This is a genomic window from Polaribacter sejongensis, assembly GCF_038024065.1.
Lineage (GTDB): Bacteria > Bacteroidota > Bacteroidia > Flavobacteriales > Flavobacteriaceae > Polaribacter > Polaribacter sejongensis.
Window position 1 is genome coordinate 4239367 of the sequence record NZ_CP150667.1, and the last position, 19019, is coordinate 4258385.

The window sequence follows — 19019 nt, forward strand, 5'->3', positions numbered from 1 at the left end:
AAAACACGAACGGCGAAATTCCGGAGGAATTTCCCAAGTGAGCCAAAACCAGCAATAAAGTTTATACGGTGTTGTAGGTAGTTATTTTTCTATTTCCTTTTTCTGTTTTGAATTAATTAACTCTATTAATTTTGTTAGAGACGATTTAATTTTATCGGATTCACTCTTTTTAAGCATCAATTCCGCTTTCTTTTTCATTCCGCTATAATTTGTGTCGGGATAAAGTTCAATAAGTTGAACAAAGTACTTATCTATTCCTTTAGCAAGTTTAGACTTTCCATTTTCCGAAAAAGATTTCTCTTCGTTTATTTCATCTAAATAAATGATGTAATTACTTACAAGAGTTCCAATATTGGAGTTAATATTATTTTTAACTCTCGATGAATTTGGGTCGTCTGCACTTTCTTTAATTTCGTCATTCCCTAATTTAAAATAGTCAATTTGTAAACTCAAACCAAATTGCCAAACAGATAACATTTCGATATCATAAAGATATTTATCTTTTCGGTCTCTTGCCTGATAAATTTGATTCATATCTTTCCAATGATTAAAGAATTCGGTTGCAACAGCATTACGATGTTTTAAACCTAATTCATTGTCTTTAAGAACGATTTTAAAATTTTGTTCGTCTGTTAGTTTTTGAACTATTATTCTTTGTTCTGGATTGTCAAAAGTTGGTTTTTTCTCATCTTTTTCATAACCATATCTTAATTCAAGAATTACTTTATCGTAATCATTAGTGTCCCAATACCTTTTTTCTAAAGGAAATTCATGTTTCTCTGTTTCACAGTTTGTTAATGTTAAACAAATAAAGACTAATAGTAAATATTTAATTTTTATCATCAATTGCAATTTTCGGGTTTTTAAATTTATTTAACAAAGTTAATAAACTATCTACTTCTTTTTCATATCTTTTTTGTTCACTTAAGACATAACTATGAAAAGTATTGTAATCATATTCTTTTTGAAAAGCTCTTTCTTTTGTTTTCGCTACTTTAATAATTCCTTTAATTTTGTTTTTATTGAATATTTTTAATTCAGATATTTCTTGTTTAGCTTTTCGAGTAAACAATTCTGTAATTTTGATATGATATTTTTCGTGAGTTAAAAGTTCTGGACTATTCGTGTTTTTCTTATAAACGAAAGAACGAGAAGGGTGAAATAAAGATTGTACAGTTATAGAATTATCTTCAATTTCGCTATCTATTGTTGTTACAACATAAGCAAATCTTTCATTTCCATAAAGTGACTTTTTAAAAAACTCAAGACCTCGAAAGTTCTGAAATGTTATTTGTTCGTATTTGTCAAAAGTGATAGGTTTTTCGTAATTTAAAAAGTTTGTATGACTTAAAATTCCAATAATTAATGAGATAAAAAGAAGAATCAATAAACTATATTTTGATAATTTAATTATTTTTTTAAGTAGTATTTTATTTTCAGATTTTCTTTCTCTTAATAATAAATACCATTGATAAATTGCTGGTGAAAATATTAATAATACAAATAATGTAACTATCAAATTGTCATTCATTCGTAGAGCTTGGTTTTAATTACCTACAACGTTGTTGTGTATGATTAGTTGCGTATTTCAAGTAGTAAATTTACTAAATAAAGCACGAACGGCGAAATTCCGAAGGAATTTCCCAAGTGAGCTAAAACCAGCAATTAATTATACACGGTGTTGGCAACTGGCTTTTTTAATCTTCAAAAATTAAATTTAAAAAATAACTTTGTAATTCATCTTTGGAATTTTCTGTAAAAACACTAAATAATTCTTCGTCTGATATAAACTTGTTAAATACTAATCTTAGATAATTATCACAATTATTAACAGTCTCTTTTAGTAATTGAAATTCCATTTTTGAGTATCTCGACGGAATAGAATCTCCGTGAACAACTGCAGACCTTAAGTCGTAGGCTTTTTGAATATGTTTATAGATGATGAGTTTTTCAGTTTTATCTTTTCCTATAGTTATACTTATTATTTCGGAAAGTCTATGTTTTAATTCTGATGTTGAAACAGAAAAAAGACATTCGAAGGCGGTGCATAATTCAGCAACTTTAATTCCAATGTCATCGGCACATCTCGCTGATTGAATAAACAAAAATGCTCTTTGAACTCGATTATGTTCTTTAACAAGACTTGTATATGTTTGTTCAGTTTTATTTTTTAGAGTGTCAAATAGAAATTTTTGAAAACGACCTAAAGTTTGTAGCTCGTTTATGTTAAATTTTTTCGGTATTTGTTTTCCTAATTGTGTCGTATACATTGAACTAAGATAGTTTGAATGTAGACCTAATCTATTGCCTTTTTCGTAAATAAGATGACCTAATTCCATTCTTACAGAATTATCTTTTATTAACCAGAAAGCTTGACATAAAATTGCATTTAAATCTAAGAAATTTATTAAAATAGTTCTTTCATTAAAAGCTTTTTCAGGAATTTCAACTATTGTATAAACAATTGCGTTTAGACTTAGTAAATTATTATATTCACTTAAACCCATTCCTGGAATTATCTTTTCAGGGATAAGCTCTTCTATTACTTTTTTGTTGTTAGTTAAGAATACATTTGTATCTAATTCAATACCCTTCTTTAAGTCAATATTATTATCAATTTCAATATCGTGAAGACCAACTATTAATTTGCATTTTACTTTATTCATAATATTGATAAGGTTTTCTGAGTTCGTTTTTTGCTTGTTGCCAACGTTGTTGTGTATTGAAAGTTGCGTTTAAAGTGAACGGCTATTTTCCGCAGGAAAATTGATGTTCACAAAAAAGCAACTACTTTTGGTTAGGATAAAAATAAGCAATTTTTTATACACGGTGTTGGGCGTAGGTTATTTTATTTATCGATTTTTTTAAATTAAATTCCTAATTATTTTAATTTTCAATTTACATTCAGAACATTTTCGTTTTCTTAAAACTCTAAATTTTTCAGTTTTTCTAAATTGTATTAAACCTTGAAATTTTAGTTCTCACAAAGTTTGACTGCGTTCAGTTTTTCATTTTCTTAAAACTCTAGATTTTTCAATTTTTTCTAAATTGTCTTAAATCTTGAAATTTTGGTTCTCTCAAAGTTTGGCAACGTTCAATTTTTTGTTTTCTTAAAACTCTAGATTTTTCAGTTTTTTCAAAATTGTCTTAAATATTGAAATTTTAGTTTTTCAAAGTTTGGCTACATTCAATTTTTTGTTTTCTTAAAACTCTAAATTTTTCAGTTTTTTCAAAATTGTCTTAAATCTTGAAATTTTAGTTTTTACAAAGTTTGGTTGCGTTCAATTTTTCGTTTTCTTGAAACTCTAAATTTTTCAGTTTTTCTAAATTATCTTAAAATTCAATATTTCACTTTTTTTATGGTTATTTTGTCTTTAAAATAACGAATTTTTATAGCTTATCTGAGTTTCCTTTTAACTTACGCCCAACGTTGTTGTGTATTGAATGTTGCGTTTTTGTGAACGAGGAATTTCGCAAGAAATTCAGAAGTTGGCAAAAAAGCAACTAACTTTGATAAAGCACTAATTTAGCAATTTTTAATACACGGTGTTGGCAGTAGTAATTATTTCTTTCAATTCATTATTTGACTCCTCAAGAAAATCTTTTATTAATTCGATTAATTCAAGAGTGCTTTTTCTTAATAAAGCTATTTCTTCTTTGATTTGTTCGTCCGTATTTTCTTTAAGAATTTCATCAGTTTCAATTCCAATAATTGCATTAATATCTTCCCATATTACAACTCCATTAAAACCTTTAATATCAGCTTCTCCAGTATGTAGTTTTTTATGTCTTTCTGTTTTTAATTCACTAAGTTTTTCTGTTATTTTTTCTGCAATTTCAGAAATTTTTTCATAACCTTCTTTTTTTGCTTTGTCTTTAAAAGTATAAGCAGAAACCTTTTCTAATTTTAGGTCTAAATTATAGATTATTGTACCTAATTTTCCTAGTAAGTCTAAAATTGTAATTATTCTTATAAAATAATTTTCGTAATGGTATTTAAAATAAGTTTCTTGAGAGTCTAAAAAAGGATAGTTTTTTAAAATATCAGTACGTTCTTTTTCTAAAAAATTAAATGTTAAATCTATATCTCTCAATACATTATTTATGTTGCTGTACAGTTTTAGTATTTGTTTTATTTTAACTTCATTTTCAGTTCCATAATCTTTGTAATTTAAATCAGTATTTTTTAGACATTCTTTCATATGTCTTGGGACAAATGTTAACAAAGCTTTTGCTAATTCAAATTGAAATTGAGTTCCTGATAAATGTTCTTCCATAATCTGTTTCTTTTATTACTGCCAACGTTGTTGTATAAGCTTTGTTGCGTGGTTTCAGCAGTGAATTTACTAAATAAAACACGAACGGCGAAATTCCGGAGGAATTTCCCAAGTGAGCTAAAACCAGCAATAAAGTTTATACGGTGTTACCACCAGTTTTTTATTTCCACATTTTCTCAAATAATTTTGGACAAATCACTTTCATTGTTTCAGGTTTTTCGTCACTCCAAGTAAATTCAAAATTCTGATAATTTCCTTCGTTTGTTTTAAAATCGTCAGAAATATAATCATACAATTCCTTTCCTGTTTTATTTTCAAATGCTGTTAATGCAACATACCAAAAACTTTCAAAATCATAATAATCTTCTCCTTCTATAAATTCAGAAATTAAACTATCAGGGTTTTCTTTTCCTTTGTAATAGGTTTCTTTTCCTCTTGAAATTACCCAATTTCTAAAATACTCAAAACCATCATCAGAACATCCGCCATTCATTATATATCCAGCACACCACATTTCCGAATTATATGTGTCATAAAGGAATTTGTCAGTTCTTAATCGAAAACCAATGATTTCTTTTGGTGTCAATTTTTCAATTTCTTTTACTAAAAATCTTTCTTGAGAATCTTGATTATTTGTATTCTTAACGGATAAATTCACAATATTCCAGAATATTGTTTCATCTAACATTTCACTCGTTTTTTCAATTTCTTGATTATAAGTTTTTGGTAGTTCTTTCTTGGTTGTTTCTTTCTTTCCAAAAAGTTTGTCAAATATTCCCATTTGGTTATTGTTTTTCGTGTTTTGATTACAACTTAATATTAAAAAAAATGTAAATATTATTGTAGCGAATTTCATTTTCTAATTGGTGGTAACGTGTTTTTGTATTGAAAGTTGCGTTTTAAGTCGACGGCTATTTTCCGCAGGAAAATAGGAGTTGACAAAAATGCAACAACCTTTGATTAAGCCAAATTTAGCAATTTTTTATACAAGGTGTTGCCAAATGCGTTATTTTATTTCCATTTTTCAGGCATTTACAATTCCGCAAACTTGATAAATTAAATTCTGAGTAAAAATTCCGAAATTTTGGTTTTTCAGCGTCTGAGTTTTTTCTCACGTGTTAAATTCCGACAATAATTTTCACTTTATTTAATTTTCAGAAAATTCTCAGCCTTTCTAAATTATTTTTTAGAGAAAATTCCGCACAATTTTTGTTTTGCATTTTGCTCAATTCCGCAAAGTTTAGAAATTCACATTTGAGTGATTTCTCCGCAATTTTGATTTCAGTGTTTGAGTAAATTCCTTTTTGTGAAACTTTGAAAATTCTCCAACTTTTCAAAATTTTAATTCGCGAGAGAGTGTTCCGTTTTTTTCAGAATTCCGATTTACAAACTAAAAAAAAGCCAAAATAATATTTAAATAAATGACTTGTATTCGGCTCGATTCACCAGTTTTTGGCAACGTTGTTGTATAAGCTTTGTTGCGTTGTTTAAGCAGTGAATTTAGTAAATAAAGTACGAACGGCGAAATTCCGGAGGAATTTCCCAAGTGAGCCAAAACCAGCAATAAAGTTTATACGGTGTTGTGGCACGTTTTTTATCTTCCATAATATTTATAAGACCTCCTAAATCCACTTTCAGTTGCTTCCTTTATGTTCTTTGCAAGAAAACCTTGTCCTTTCTTTATTTTTGTTCTATCATAATGCTGGTCAAAAGGTAAATGATATATTTTAGTTTCAATGCCTTCTGAGTCAATTCCAATATTGCATTTAATTCTTGGAAATTCTTTCATTTCCCATTTTTCAATTCTTACTCCCAAAATTTTAGCAAATTTCATTGCAGTTTCTGAAAGAGAAGTATTAGTTATAAAAACAGGTGTGACAACTTTAAATAAATCAGGATTCATTAAAGTATCAATTATCGTTGTTCCATATAATTGTAAAATATGTTTTTCGTGTATTGTCTTTGTTTTTTTCCAAAGCTTGCATTGTATAATTTCTACATCATTTCCTTTTCTCGCAATTAAATCACGTCCAAGGTCATTTAACCTTTTTTCCATTCCAAAATACTCAACTTCCCAACCTCTTTCTTCATATGTTATTCCGCAAGACATTTCATAATCTCTACCAATTTGCCAATTCGTTTTTTTTCCTTTTAAATATCTATCTAATGCTAATTGATTTCTATAATCTTCGTCGTAATCAAAATATTCTTCTTTAGAGAGATAATTCTGTACATTATCAAAATCCTCTTTAAATTCCTTTATTGAATTTACATCGTCAAGTTGCTTTAAAGTATCAAAATCGTCTACATAATTTGTAAGTTCTGGGAAAATATTTAAAAGATATTCATATTTGTATAACATTTGGCGGTATTGCTCAATATGAAATTTACTTTGAGTTTTTAATTCTTTAATTCTTTTACTTTCAGATATTGCTGGTCTTTTTTTATTTTCTAAACGTCTCGCTATTAAATCATATTCTAAAAGTAAAAAATCAGAATACATAGATGTTATTTTAGTTACCGAGTTTTCACTTTTACTTTCAATTGATAAGTATAAATCGTGTTGTTCTTTTAGAGTGTTTTTCAAATCATCTCTTTCTCTTACAATACTTATTAATTTTTGATTTTTCTCAATATATTTTGTCTCTGAATTGATTAAGTCTGTCTCTAACTTATCTTTAATTAAAACTTGTTCATTTAAAATATCTATTTTTTTTAAAGCATCAATTAACTTTTGATTTTCTTCAATATATTTTGTTTCGAAATCTCTTAAGTCGCTTTTTAGCTCGAGATTAATTCTAACTTGTTCTTTTAGTTTTAATTCGGTTTCATTTTTTTCGATTTCGCAATCATTAAGTTCATTTCGAGAATTTTCTGAATATTTTATTGTCTTATCAAATTCTTTATTTTTAATGTTAATTCTTGATATTAAGTTTTGAAGAGTTATATTTTTGTGGGCAATCTCAGATGAAAATCTATTTGTTTTAAGTTTTTCATTCTCGTAATTCTCTTTATGTTTTTTGGATACTAATTTTTCGTTAGAAAGTTCTTTTAAAATTTTCGGGTATTCTTTTACTTTTTTCTTGTTTTCTTTCCTTGTTTCTATAAAAGTAGTAGTGAAATTCCAAATTATTCCAATTATAATTAAACTTCCAATAAAATATATTATTTCCATTAATATTTAGATATTTAATTAAAAGTTCAATTTTTTTTTAAATGTGCCACAACGTTGTTGTGTTATGGAAAGTTGCGTTTAAAGTGAACGGCTATTTTCCGCAGGAAAATTGTTGTTCACAAAAAAGCAACTACTTTTGATTAGGATAAAAATAAGCAATTTTTTATACACGGTGTTGGGCGTAGGTTATTTTATTAATCGATTTTTTAAATTAAATTCCTAATTATTTTAATTTTCAATTTACATTCAGAACATTTTTCGTTTTCTTAAAACTCGAAATTTTTCAGTTTTTTCTAAATTGTCTTAAATCTTGAAATTTTAGTTCTCTCAAAGTTTGGTTGCATTCAATTTTTTGTTTTCTTAAAACTCGAAATTTTTCAGTTTTTTCTAAATTGTCTTAAACTTCTAAATTTTTGTTCTCTCAAAGTTTGGCTGCGTTCAGTTTTTCGTTTTCTTAAAACTCTAAATTTTTCAGTTTTTTCTAAATTGTCTTAAATCTTGAAATTTTAGTTCTCACAAAGTTTGTCTGCGTTCAATTTTTCGTTTTCTTAAAACTCTAAATTTTTCAGTTTTTTCTAAATTGTCTTAAATCTTGAAATTTTAGTTCTCACAAAGTTTGTCTGCGTTCAATTTTTCGTTTTCTTAAAACTCTAAATTTTTCAGTTTTTTCTAAATTGTCTTAAATCTTGAAATTTTAGTTCTCACAAAGTTTGGCTACGTTCAATTTTTCGTTTTCTTGAAACTCTAAGTTTTTCAGTTTTTCTAAATTGACTTAAAATTCAATATTTTACTTTTTTTTTGGTTAATTTGTCTTTAAAATAACGAGTTTTTATAGCTTATCTAAGTTTACTTTTAACTTACGCCCAACGTGTTTGTATATGGTTTGTTGCGTGATTAAGCAACTAAGTTAACAAATAAAAACGGAATAGAAAATCCGCGAGGATTTTCGTAAGTAGGCTAGAACTAGCAATAAATTATATACGGTGTTGGCAGTAGTATTTATTTTACTAAATGTAATGTTTGTTTGTCTTTTAGTATTATTTACTTTACATTTGTTTAAAATTAAATCATAATATTATGAAAGTAAATTATTTATTTCCAAATAAATTCAAAATTATCGGTTGGTTTATTCTTATTCCATCCGCAATTATTGGTTTGGTAACACTTATTTATGAATATGAGCCAAGTTTTTTAGATTTCAATGTTCCTGCTATTTTTATAGATGACTTTTTTACGGATAAAAAACTATTCGGAATGGTTAAAAATAATATACTGAATGAAATTTTCGGGATTTTAATTATTATCAGTTCCTTATTTGTCGCTTTTTCTAAAGAAAAATCAGAAGATGAATATATATCAAAAATCAGATTAGAGTCATTGGTTTGGGCTGTTTATGTAAACTATGGAATTCTTTTGTTTTCGTTTTTGTTTATTTTCGATTTTTCCTTTTTATGGGTTATGATATTTAATATGTTCACAGTCTTGTTATTTTTCATAATTAGATTTAACTGGCAAATTTCTAAACTTAAATAATCAGCTAATTATGAAGAATAGTATTAAAGTCGAAAGAGCAAAAAAGAATATTACTCAAGCTGAATTAGCAAAATTGGCGAAAGTTAGTAGGCAAACAATTAATGCAATGGAATTAGGGAAATATGTTCCGTCGACAGTTTTAGCTTTAAGATTAGCTCAAATTTTCGAAGTTGAAATTAGCGAAATCTTTACTTTGGAAGATTCAGATTGGGTTTAGGACATATTACTGCCAACGTGTTTGTATATGGTTTGTTGCGTGATTAAGTACGTAATTTAGCAAATAAAAACCGAATAGAAAATCCGCGAGGATTTTCGTAAATAGGCTAGAACTAGCAATAAATTATATACGGTGTTAGCAACTGGCTTTTATCCTTTCCGAAATTCGTTCATATTCTTTTTCTCCGAGTTCCGATATAATTTTCTCTTTATTAGACTCAAAGGTATTCTTGAAATTCAGAAATTCAGTTGAGTTTTTATTCCAAAATTCAGCTGGCACTTTTGAAACAGAATCTAATAAATCTCCCTCATACAAATCTCCTTCGACAATTATATTCTGTTCAAGTTTTTCTAATGCTATTCCAATTAAAAATTCAATTCCGATTTTTTGTGAAATCAAAAGTCGAATTTGCTCAATTGTTAATTCTGAAACTTTTATTTTTCTGTATTCAAAACACCTTTTAACCAAGTTAGTTGGAAATTCAGATGGTTCTTTCCAATAGTCATTTTCTAATTGTTCGATTGATTTTGATTGCATTTTAATCTGTTATTTCTACTAATTCTAAATCTTTAATTACTTGATTAATGTCAAATTCAAAATCTTTTGGAATATTCACAGTCGCAATACTCCCAAGGTCAACTTGCCAAAATCCGCCTCTTTTTGTTAATTCTTCTCCAAGCATTCGATAATCAGATTCCTTATAGTTTGGTGTCAGTTCAAATCTTCGAGTAATAAATTCCGTTTCTTTCAGAATTTTCACAACCTCGTGTTTTTTTTCAGAGTTGATTTTAGTTTCAAATTCCACACCTAAAGTCAATTGTTTATTAAACAAGTCATTGTCAATCATCTGAAATTTGTTTTCAGATAATTGTTCAACATAAAGAGTAGTCGTAACTTTTTCTTTTCTGTTATAGACTTCAATTTTGACTTCTTTCATTTTCAGCGTTCTGATTTTTGCTTGTTGCTAACGTTGTTTTGTATGGAAAGTTGCGTTTTAAGTCGACGGCTATTTTCCGCAGGAAAATAGAAGTTGACAGAAAAGCAACAAACTTTACTTAGGCACTAATTTAGCGATTTTTTATACAAGGTGTTGTAAAATGCGTGTTTAATTTCCACTTTATAAGTTATGAATTTCCACTTTCTTTTTTCTCCTTTTGAAGTTTTTGGGTAAATTCCGTAATTTTGATTTTTCAGCGTTTTCACAAGTTTTTAATTCAGAAGATGAGTAAACCTTTATTTTACTCATAGAAATCTCTCAGCCTTTCTAAATTTCTCTTTAAAAACGAATTTCTCCGACTTTTTCTCAACACTTTGTCAATTCAGCGATTTTAGTTTCAAATAGTAAAATAAGTTTCAAGTTTTCAGATATTTTCAAACAGGTTAAATTCCGCAAACTTTTCCTTTTTTTTAGCGTTTTAAAACTCAGAGCTTAAACAACTTTTTTACATTCTTAAAATTCCCAAAATCAATAAAAACCTTTCAAAATTTTGATTCGCGAGAGAGTGTTTCAAAACCGATTTTCTCAAACGTTTTTTCCGCCTTTTACTTTTCAGACTTTTAAAGCCAAATGTATTTTAAAATGACTTTTGTTCTTAAATTATACTTTCAGCAAGTTTTTTACAACGTTGTTGTGTATTGAAAGTTGCGTTTTTAATGAGCGGCTATTTTCCGAAGGAAAATTGAAGTGAATAAAAATGCAACTGATTTTGGTAAGGCACTAATTTAGCAATTTTTAATACACGGTGTTGGCTTTTAGTGCTTTTTTGTTTGTTTCATTTTTCTTTTTGTTCAATTATTAATTCAGAAATTATGATTAATATTCTAAATTATTTTCCTTTTTTAATTATTTGTAAAAGGAAATAATATTCCTGATATGAATGATGAACCAACTTCTGTTACGACAAGGATCAACATTACAAATAGAAAGAATTTTTTCTTTGTTATATTTTTCATATTTGGATATTTCTTAATTCAGATTTTGAGTGAGAAATTTTGAGGATTGTAAATTCAATTTTCAGTTTAATTTATACATTGAATTCAGAATTTAATTCCGAAAACAACTTAAACAATTGGATGAATTGTTATTTCGAATGATTCTCAGAATTTGGAATTGTTGTTTTTTTATTGTAACGTTTTGCAATTAGAAAAGTAATAAAAATAATTGCTATTCCTGATAATGCTCCAAGTATTAACATTGTTCTATTTGATAATGTAATTTCTAAAAAATTCATATTTTATTGTTTTTTATATTTTCAATTCTTAATTTTAGTTTTAAACTACGATTTCTCGAGCATTAAAGCCAACGTTGTTGTGTAATGAAAGTTGCGATTTTTGTGAACGGCTATTTTCCGCAGGAAAATTGTTGTTTGCAAAAATGCAACTGCTTTTAGTAAAGCACTAATTTAGCAATTTTTTTTACACGGTGTTGGGTACAGTTATTGTATTTAATTTTCTATACTATCTTCTTTCTCACTATCTTTTTTTCTTTTTGCTTGTAGATTTAATAAACTTTTCTCTCCTTTTCTTGTTAAATTCCAATATGTTTCATTGTCAGAAACAGACCTTCTTTTAATTCCTGATTCAATTAAACCCAAAGCTTGTAGTTGAACTTTTACTTTGTCAAAAACAACTAAAGGAAGACCAATATTTTTATGCTTTATAGTTTCGTAGAGTTCTGGGTTTACATCGTGAATTTTGTGATAGATTAATAATCTTAATTTATATTTGAAATCAACTTCACTTCCTTCTCCTTGTAATGCAGGTCCAACGTATTTTATAATTTCATTCCAAGAAAATTCCACTTTGACTTCTTCATAATTATCTGGTTCACTCCAAGAAGGTTTTGTGTTAAATTTCTGAACTGATTTAATAGTATCTTCTCCTTGCTCTAAATCAGATGTGTCTATTTCTTGAATTTCCATTTTTTTCACTAATTCAAGTTCCAATTCAGCAATTTTAGCTCTCATTTGGTCAAACTCTGATTTTATTTTGTCGGTCATTGCAAACTTACCACGAACCCAACCTTCTCCAGGGTGTTTTTTCCTTAATTGTATTAGACTTCTCGAAACTTTTCCTCCAAGATCTTCAGGACTATTATAAAATTTACAATGTCTGGATTTAACTTTATCCTTGAAGCTTTCTAATTTTATATTTATATCTTCTTTTTTTTCAATTTTAGAAGCAGGAAGTTCGTCAGTTTGAGAATGAAGAAAACAAATAATAGGTTTTCCTGTTTCTACAGCATAATCGTATTCCATTTCAGTGTAACTTATTCCTTTTGGTCCAACTGAACCATATTTTCCACTAATAATTAAAACATAATAGTCACAACTATCAATTACTTCTTTTATTAATGACCAAGCATCTTCATCTGTTGCAGGAAATAATTCCATACCAGCAGGAATACAATCTAATTCTAATAAAGCGTGAATTACGTGTTGTCTTTCTTCAATTAAATCTTTGTATGTTGAAGATACAAAGACTTGATGTTTAAATTCCATAGTTATTTTCTTTAATTGTACCCAACGTTGTTGTGTATGATTTGTTGCGTGTTTTAAGCAGTGAATTTACTAAATAAAACACGAACAAAGAAAGTCCCAAAGGACTTTCGTAAATTGGCTAAAACCAGCAATAAATTATACACGGTGTTAGCCACAGTTTTTTTATTTTCCGTCTCGTTTATTTATTCCATCTATTTTTCCTGTTGGTAGAGTAGAATAAATTCCGCTAACTTTTTTAGGTAATGCAATCATATATTCGACAATCACATTAATTAAATCAAAAAGTTGTCCAACCGTTTTGTGGTCATCAGTATCAATTTGCCCTGGATGTACAGCATCATTTCCAGTTACTCTAACTATATCCAGTGATTGTTGTACAATATCTGGTAGTCCTTTTTTTACTAAACTTCCAATATCACTATTAATATTTTTTCCTTCTTCCCCGAGTTCTTTGCACAAAACTTGAATTCCAAGTCTTAATAATGCAGAAGCTCCTCGAGGTGACTTATTACTTATTGAAGAAGCTTCTAAATATATTTTTTTAACATTTTCAGGCATTTCAGGATTTGGAAATGGTGAATTTCCTGTGTCTGGATAATGCATTTTTCCTTGAACCCAAATTGATGTTTCTCTACAATGCTGGCAGGTTGAAGAACCAAGTATGTTGTGGTTACGGTTTCCGTTATTTTCAAATCTCATTCCTCTATTTACCCACTCTTGCTTTGCTAAAACTCCGCAACTTGGACAAGTAAACGATTCTTTATTCAATTGAGGTTGTATGTGTTTCATTCGCAGTTTTTTATAATCATTATTAATTTTTTTCTTAAGTTATTCCATTCAGTAGAATCCCATTCTGCTGTTTTAAGTGTTTGCCTATAATTTTCTAAAGTTTTCTTTAATCTATTTAAAAACAAAGTAGCATTGATTGTTTTAGTTGCCGAATTATAAATCATCCCTTTTCTCATTAATTTCCAACCAGAAGTTGTTTCTGATTGATGAAGAATTCCACATCTAACATTGATGTAAAATGGTTTATAAAGTTCTTTAAATTCGATAAATTCAGGTTCTGTAGTTAAAAATTTTCGGAATGCTTTTTTACTTTTATTTTTTGAATCTTCCCAACCATTTTTAAAAGAAACGAGAGACTCTATCATTAGACAAGAAACTGCCATTATGCTAAATCCATTTTTGTCATTTCTATCTAAACTTTCAATCGGACGGATATATCTTTCGTAAAACCTATCATAAACAAAATCGGCTATTTTATCCTGTTCTGAATTTTCGATTAAATCCTTCAATTCAGTACTATTAATATTTTCTGATAATTGTGTCATTCAAATTGTGGCTAACGTTGTTTTGTATGGAAAGTTGCGTTTTAAGTCGACGGCTATTTTCCGCAGGAAAATAGAAGTTGACAGAAATGCAACAACCTTTGATTAAGCCAAATTTAGCAATTTTTTATACAAGGTGTTGGCAAATGCGTTATTTTATTTCCATTTCCATATTTCGTTCATTTTTCAGATTATTTTTAATTTACAACAACGCATTTCAGTAATTTCCATTTTTCAGGCATTTATAATTCTGCAAACTTGATAAATTAAATTCTGAGTAAAAATTCCGCAATTTTGATCTTTTAGCGTTTGGGTGTTTTCTCACGAGCTTAATTCCGACAATAATTTTCATTTTGTTTAATTTTTAGAAAATTCTCAGCCTTTCTAAATGATGTTTTAGAGAAAATTCCGCACAATTTTTGTTCTGTATTTTGCTCAATTTCGCCCAGTTTAGAAATTCACATTTGAGTGATTTCTCCGCAATTTTGATTTCAGCGTTTGAGTAAATTCCTTTTTGGTGAAACTTTGAAAATTCTCCAACTTTTCAAAATTTTGATTCGCGAGAGAGTGTTCCGGTTTTTTCAGAATTCTGATTTACAAACTAAAAAAAAGCCAAAATTATATTTTACTAAATGACTTGTATTCGGCTCGATTCAACAGTTTTTGCCAACGTTGTTTTGTATGGAAAGTTGCGTTTTAAGTCGACGGCTATTTTCCGTAGGAAAATAGGAGTTGACAAAAATGCAACAACCTTTGATTAAGCCAAATTTAGCAATTTTTTATACAAGGTGTTGTAAAATGCGTGTTTAATTTCGACTTTATAAGTTATAAAATTCCTATTTCTTTTTTCTCCTTTTTAGAGTTTCTGAGTAAATTCCTTAATTTTGATTTTTCAGCGTTTTCACAATTTTTTAATTCAGAATATGAGTAAACCTTTATTTTACTCTTAGAAATCTCTCAGCCTTTCTAAATTTGTCTTTAAGAACGAATTTCTCCGACTTTTGCTCAACACTTTGTCAATTCAGCGATTTTAGTTTCAAACAGTAATGAAGTTTCAAGTTTTTAGATATTTTCAAACAAGCTAAATTCCGCAAACTTTTTCCTTTTTTTTGCGTTTTAAAACTCCGAACGAAAAGAACTATTTTTCCTTTCTTAAAATTCTAAAAACCTTCTATTTTTTTCAAAATTTTGATTCACGAAAGAGTGTTTCAAAAACCTAATTTTTCAAACGTTTTATTTCGCTTTTTTGAGTTTTCAGACTTTAAAGCTAAATGTATTTTTAAATATCTGTTGTTCTTAAATTATACTTTCAGCTAGTTTTTTACAACGTTGTTGTGTATGGTTAGTTGCGTGTTTTAAGCGACTAATTTACTAAATAAAACACGAACCAAGAAAGTCCGTTTGGACTTTCGTAAATTGGCTAAAACCAGCAATTAATTATACACGGTGTTGTACACAGTTTTTAATTTCCCTTCCTTTATTTGTTCAATCAATTCGCATCTTTTTTCGGTATTACTTTGTTCTTTAAAATCTTTTCCAATTCTTACAAAATCATACGGAATATATTTGATTTCAGATTCTACAGTTTTTTCAAAACGACTTTCTCCATAGGCTAAAAGTGTGTTTTTTTCAGAAGTCTCCGAACTTAATAGTATTTGTTTTAATTCTCCATTTTTTTGTTTGGTAAAAACTCTAAACTTTGACCTGTCCATTTCTAATTCCGTTGGATAAAATGCAATTCCGTTTTCATCGAATATTATTTGCTCACGTCTATGTTTTTTTTCGAAAGTTTGACCAAAATCAGAATTGTCGATTATTATCGCTGTTCCTTTAAAATTTTCGGGTAGAATTATGTCGAATTTCTGAATGTCAGCAAAATAAAACGAAACGGAAGAATAGATTTTCGAAACTGGAACAAACAAAATTGCTGGTATTAAAATCCAAAGCAATTTTTGTTTAATTTTTAGATTTCCAAATAGAAGTATAATAATTCCAATAATATAAATTGGAAGTCCGATTATAAAACCGAAATAAATAAAGAATGGGATTAAAAATCCAAGAACTAATAATGATATTCCAATTTTGTCAATTTTGTTCATTTCTTAATCTCTGTTCGATTTTTTTTTAATTGTGTACAACGTTGTTGTATAAGCTTTGTTGCGTTGATTAAGCAGTGAATTTACTAAATAAAACACGAACGGCGAAATTCCGAAGGAATTTCCCAAGTGAGCTAAAACCAGCAATAAAGTTTATACGGTGTTGTGGTGTCGTTTTTTATTTTTCCCTTCAATTCTTTATATATTATTCAGCTTTTTTGTTTTCCTAAATAGATTTTTTTGTCAGCTAATTTTATATATTGTTTCGGTTTGTTTCTTTTTCCAATTTTTGAAATTCATTTTTACAATTACTTCTTGAATTCCGTGTATTTTTTCTTTAAAATCAAGTTTCAATTCGTAACAAATTCCGTATTTTTCTAATACTTCTTCTATATTATTTTTCTTATGTCTTGCAGTTCCAAATTCCCCCTTAAATGCTCTTAGTTTAAAGCAAGCAACTATTATGTTTGAAACTCCGACACTAATTAGTCCAACTTTGTAATACCAAAAGTAAATAGGACTGAGCATCATTTTAGCAAAAGCACTACTTTTATAAATTAATAAAAATCCAACTATTATTAAAAAGAAAAAAGAAAATAGAATTGTGTTTTTCTTTTTTTTTATTGTTTCGAGTTCCAAATTAGCAATTTCTAATTTTTTCACAAATTTATTATCAAGTTTAATTTCTGGACAAGTATTCTTAAATTCAGGCTTTTTGTTAGTTAATTTACAAGTCAATCCTTTCTCAAGAGATGTTATTTCATTTTCACATAAATCACAATGTTTTGAGAAATTCATTTAGTTTTTAATTTTCGAGTGATTAATTCAGGTTTCTTGGATTCAATGTTGTAATGCACCACAACGTTGTTGTGTATTGAAAGTTGCGTTTAAAGTGAACGGCTATTTTCCGCAGGAAAATTGATGTTCACAAAAAAGCAACTACTTTTGGTTAGGATAAAAATAAGCAATTTTTTATACACGGTGTTGGGCGTAGGTTATTTTATTTATCGATTTTTTTAAATTAAATTCCTAATTATTTTAATTTTCAATTTACATTCAGAACATTTTCGTTTTCTTAAAACTCTAAATTTTTCAGTTTTTCTAAATTGTATTAAACCTTGAAATTTTAGTTCTCACAAAGTTTGACTGCGTTCAGTTTTTCATTTTCTTAAAACTCTAGATTTTTCAATTTTTTCTAAATTGTCTTAAATCTTGAAATTTTGGTTCTCTCAAAGTTTGGCAACGTTCAATTTTTTGTTTTCTTAAAACTCTAGATTTTTCAGTTTTTTCAAAATTGTCTTAAATATTGAAATTTTAGTTTTTCAAAGTTTGGCTACATTCAATTTTTTGTTTTCTTAAAACTCTAAATTTTTCAGTTTTTTCAAAATTGTCTTAAATCTTGAAATTTTAGTTTTTACAAAGTTTGGTTGCGTTCAATTTTTCGTTTTCTTGAAACTCTAAATTTTTCAGTTTTTCTAAATTATCTTAAAATTCAATATTTCACTTTTTTTATGGTTATTTTGTCTTTAAAATAACGAATTTTTATAGCTTATCTGAGTTTCCTTTTAACTTACGCCCAACCGGTTATATGCAAACAAATATATTGTTTTTTAGTTAAATATTACGGGATAATAAAACATTTGACTTGTCTTTATCTTCATGCTTTATTTTTTGTAAGGCAATATCTAGCGGATTCTGAATCTTCATTAAATCTTTACGTTGTACATGAGTGTAGATCATTGTTGTTTCAGGCCTAGAGTGCCCTAATAACGATTGAATATACCTTATATCTACACCATTTTCTAATAAATGGGTAGCATAACTATGTCTTAAAGTATGTGGTGTAACAGGTTTTTTAATTTTTGCTCTTGAACAACTTTTTCTTAAAAACTGACGAACACTTTCTGGACTATATTTCCCTCCATTTTGTCCTTCAACAAAGTATATCTTTGGTTTATAAGAATGGTAATAATTAGATAACAAAGGTAAAAAACTATCGGCTAAACTTACATACCTATCTTTTCTTCCTTTAGCATTTTCTATTATTAATTGCTTTCTCTCAATATGAAAATTAGACAACTTCAAATTAATCAATTCACTTATTCGTAAACCGCAAGAATAAATTAAAGCTATACATGCTCTGTGTTTTAAGTTCTGCGTACACCTAATAATCTCTAAAACTTCTTCCTGTGACAAAACATTAGGTAATTTTCTTGATTTTTTTGGTCTCTCTAATACTAGGTCATTAATTTTTGTCTGTGGGTAAAAGTTTATAAAAATCTTTAAAGCACTTATAAACTGTCTTTGTGAACTAATAGAATATTTACGTTCTATAAACACCTTTTCAATAAAGTGTTCAACATCTCTATTTGTTAATTCTTCTAGGGGAGTTTTTTTGTGAAAATTAACAAAATCTGCAACAAAGAACGTGTAGGTTTGTATAGTGCTATCACTATATCTTTTACCTTTTAAGTATAAGTAGAAATTATTTAGAAGTTTTTTCTGATCTTCGGTTAAATTTCGTTTAAAATTTTTCTTTTTAGGTAGTTTGCTAGAATCTACGGTGGTTATGTTTTTAAAAGTATTTAAAATTAAAGCTAAATTTTTTGTAGTGTCTTTTACATACCAAGATTTTAAAGAATAACTCCAAGTAGCATCAGGGATTTTTCTCATCAAATTGATTAAAGAATTGTTATATTTGAATTTAACGAGTAATTGAGACTCGTTTTTATAAGTCTTTTGTTCTAATAAAATTGTAGGTATTTTTTTCATAAAGCACTTAAATTTAATGAAAATTATATAAATAATCAATTATTTGGGGAATTATATCTAATTCAACATTTTGGATCACCAGTAATATTTATTTTTTAGATTGAATTATATTCATGCT

Annotated in this window: 17 protein-coding genes; 2 read left to right on the top strand and 15 right to left on the bottom strand. The window is 27.7% G+C overall.

The features are described 5' to 3' along the window. Positions 1–81: 81 nt before the first annotated feature. From WHD08_RS17410 to WHD08_RS17435, 6 genes are all read right to left on the bottom strand, one after another. Positions 82–843 (bottom strand): hypothetical protein, encoded by a 762-nt coding sequence (locus WHD08_RS17410; protein ID WP_208889895.1) that lies wholly within the window; start codon positions 841–843, stop codon positions 82–84. After that, complete coding sequence (locus tag WHD08_RS17415; RefSeq protein WP_208889894.1) at positions 830–1531, bottom strand: hypothetical protein; 702 nt, start codon at positions 1529–1531, stop codon at positions 830–832. The genes WHD08_RS17410 and WHD08_RS17415 overlap by 14 nt, the downstream gene beginning before the upstream one ends. 166 nt (positions 1532–1697) lie before the next feature. Continuing rightward, positions 1698–2666, bottom strand: a complete 969-nt coding sequence (locus WHD08_RS17420; RefSeq protein ID WP_340833053.1) for a hypothetical protein — start codon at positions 2664–2666, stop codon at positions 1698–1700. Positions 2667–3536: 870 nt separating this feature from the next. After that, positions 3537–4277, bottom strand: coding sequence for a Cthe_2314 family HEPN domain-containing protein (locus tag WHD08_RS17425; protein ID WP_340833054.1), 741 nt, complete (start codon positions 4275–4277; stop codon positions 3537–3539). Between the two features lie 160 nt (positions 4278–4437). Further along, positions 4438–5058 carry a DUF4240 domain-containing protein gene (locus WHD08_RS17430; RefSeq protein ID WP_340833047.1) on the bottom strand — a complete coding sequence of 207 codons (621 nt, stop codon included), beginning with the start codon at positions 5056–5058 and terminating at the stop codon, positions 4438–4440. A gap of 813 nt (positions 5059–5871) precedes the next feature. Continuing rightward, positions 5872–7452 (bottom strand): restriction endonuclease, encoded by a 1581-nt coding sequence (locus tag WHD08_RS17435; RefSeq protein ID WP_249989799.1) that lies wholly within the window; start codon positions 7450–7452, stop codon positions 5872–5874. Positions 7453–8529: 1077 nt separating this feature from the next. On the opposite strand from WHD08_RS17435, the gene WHD08_RS17440 reads away from it, so the two are divergent. Together WHD08_RS17440 and WHD08_RS17445 are read left to right on the top strand one after the other, a co-directional pair. Beyond that, on the top strand, positions 8530–8985 hold the full coding sequence (locus WHD08_RS17440) for a hypothetical protein (RefSeq protein WP_203395228.1): 456 nt from the start codon (positions 8530–8532) through the stop codon (positions 8983–8985). A 10-nt stretch (positions 8986–8995) separates the two neighbouring features. Further along, positions 8996–9202 (top strand): helix-turn-helix transcriptional regulator, encoded by a 207-nt coding sequence (locus WHD08_RS17445; protein WP_072353295.1) that lies wholly within the window; start codon positions 8996–8998, stop codon positions 9200–9202. A 135-nt stretch (positions 9203–9337) separates the two neighbouring features. Here WHD08_RS17445 and WHD08_RS17450 read toward each other — a convergent pair whose 3' ends face one another. The 9 genes from WHD08_RS17450 to WHD08_RS17490 all read right to left on the bottom strand — a co-directional run bounded on the left by WHD08_RS17450 (position 9338) and on the right by WHD08_RS17490 (position 18901). Further along, positions 9338–9739 (bottom strand): contact-dependent growth inhibition system immunity protein, encoded by a 402-nt coding sequence (locus tag WHD08_RS17450; RefSeq protein WP_208889892.1) that lies wholly within the window; start codon positions 9737–9739, stop codon positions 9338–9340. Between the two features lies 1 nt (position 9740). After that, positions 9741–10139 carry a hypothetical protein gene (locus tag WHD08_RS17455; protein WP_208889891.1) on the bottom strand — a complete coding sequence of 133 codons (399 nt, stop codon included), beginning with the start codon at positions 10137–10139 and terminating at the stop codon, positions 9741–9743. Between the two features lie 1144 nt (positions 10140–11283). Continuing rightward, entirely contained in the window at positions 11284–11433 is a 150-nt protein-coding gene (locus WHD08_RS17460) for a hypothetical protein (protein WP_165734437.1), read from the bottom strand. Between the two features lie 213 nt (positions 11434–11646). Further along, complete coding sequence (locus WHD08_RS17465; protein WP_208889889.1) at positions 11647–12702, bottom strand: DUF4062 domain-containing protein; 1056 nt, start codon at positions 12700–12702, stop codon at positions 11647–11649. 162 nt (positions 12703–12864) lie between these two features. Then, entirely contained in the window at positions 12865–13491 is a 627-nt protein-coding gene (locus tag WHD08_RS17470; RefSeq protein ID WP_208889888.1) for a DUF4145 domain-containing protein, read from the bottom strand. Then, positions 13488–14036, bottom strand: coding sequence for a hypothetical protein (locus WHD08_RS17475; RefSeq protein ID WP_208889887.1), 549 nt, complete (start codon positions 14034–14036; stop codon positions 13488–13490). The genes WHD08_RS17470 and WHD08_RS17475 overlap by 4 nt, the downstream gene beginning before the upstream one ends. Before the next feature lie 1430 nt (positions 14037–15466). After that, positions 15467–16132 (bottom strand): hypothetical protein, encoded by a 666-nt coding sequence (locus tag WHD08_RS17480; RefSeq protein WP_340833040.1) that lies wholly within the window; start codon positions 16130–16132, stop codon positions 15467–15469. Between the two features lie 240 nt (positions 16133–16372). After that, complete coding sequence (locus tag WHD08_RS17485; RefSeq protein ID WP_340833048.1) at positions 16373–16927, bottom strand: hypothetical protein; 555 nt, start codon at positions 16925–16927, stop codon at positions 16373–16375. A gap of 816 nt (positions 16928–17743) precedes the next feature. Next, positions 17744–18901: a tyrosine-type recombinase/integrase gene (locus tag WHD08_RS17490; RefSeq protein ID WP_165734181.1), complete on the bottom strand. Its 1158-nt coding sequence runs from the start codon at positions 18899–18901 to the stop codon at positions 17744–17746. Positions 18902–19019 lie beyond the last annotated feature (118 nt).

Excerpts from the sequence above, each read along its gene's own strand:
- WHD08_RS17410 (WP_208889895.1), bottom strand. The coding sequence starts at position 843 with ATGATAAAAATTAAATATTTACTATTAGTCTTTATTTGTTTAACATTA.
- WHD08_RS17415 (WP_208889894.1), bottom strand. The coding sequence starts at position 1,531 with ATGAATGACAATTTGATAGTTACATTATTTGTATTATTAATATTTTCA.
- WHD08_RS17420 (WP_340833053.1), bottom strand. The coding sequence starts at position 2,666 with ATGAATAAAGTAAAATGCAAATTAATAGTTGGTCTTCACGATATTGAA.
- WHD08_RS17425 (WP_340833054.1), bottom strand. The coding sequence starts at position 4,277 with ATGGAAGAACATTTATCAGGAACTCAATTTCAATTTGAATTAGCAAAA.
- WHD08_RS17430 (WP_340833047.1), bottom strand. The coding sequence starts at position 5,058 with ATGGGAATATTTGACAAACTTTTTGGAAAGAAAGAAACAACCAAGAAA.
- WHD08_RS17435 (WP_249989799.1), bottom strand. The coding sequence starts at position 7,452 with ATGGAAATAATATATTTTATTGGAAGTTTAATTATAATTGGAATAATT.
- WHD08_RS17440 (WP_203395228.1), top strand. The coding sequence starts at position 8,530 with ATGAAAGTAAATTATTTATTTCCAAATAAATTCAAAATTATCGGTTGG.
- WHD08_RS17445 (WP_072353295.1), top strand. The coding sequence starts at position 8,996 with ATGAAGAATAGTATTAAAGTCGAAAGAGCAAAAAAGAATATTACTCAA.
- WHD08_RS17450 (WP_208889892.1), bottom strand. The coding sequence starts at position 9,739 with ATGCAATCAAAATCAATCGAACAATTAGAAAATGACTATTGGAAAGAA.
- WHD08_RS17455 (WP_208889891.1), bottom strand. The coding sequence starts at position 10,139 with ATGAAAGAAGTCAAAATTGAAGTCTATAACAGAAAAGAAAAAGTTACG.
- WHD08_RS17460 (WP_165734437.1), bottom strand. The coding sequence starts at position 11,433 with ATGAATTTTTTAGAAATTACATTATCAAATAGAACAATGTTAATACTT.
- WHD08_RS17465 (WP_208889889.1), bottom strand. The coding sequence starts at position 12,702 with ATGGAATTTAAACATCAAGTCTTTGTATCTTCAACATACAAAGATTTA.
- WHD08_RS17470 (WP_208889888.1), bottom strand. The coding sequence starts at position 13,491 with ATGAAACACATACAACCTCAATTGAATAAAGAATCGTTTACTTGTCCA.
- WHD08_RS17475 (WP_208889887.1), bottom strand. The coding sequence starts at position 14,036 with ATGACACAATTATCAGAAAATATTAATAGTACTGAATTGAAGGATTTA.
- WHD08_RS17480 (WP_340833040.1), bottom strand. The coding sequence starts at position 16,132 with ATGAACAAAATTGACAAAATTGGAATATCATTATTAGTTCTTGGATTT.
- WHD08_RS17485 (WP_340833048.1), bottom strand. The coding sequence starts at position 16,927 with ATGAATTTCTCAAAACATTGTGATTTATGTGAAAATGAAATAACATCT.
- WHD08_RS17490 (WP_165734181.1), bottom strand. The coding sequence starts at position 18,901 with ATGAAAAAAATACCTACAATTTTATTAGAACAAAAGACTTATAAAAAC.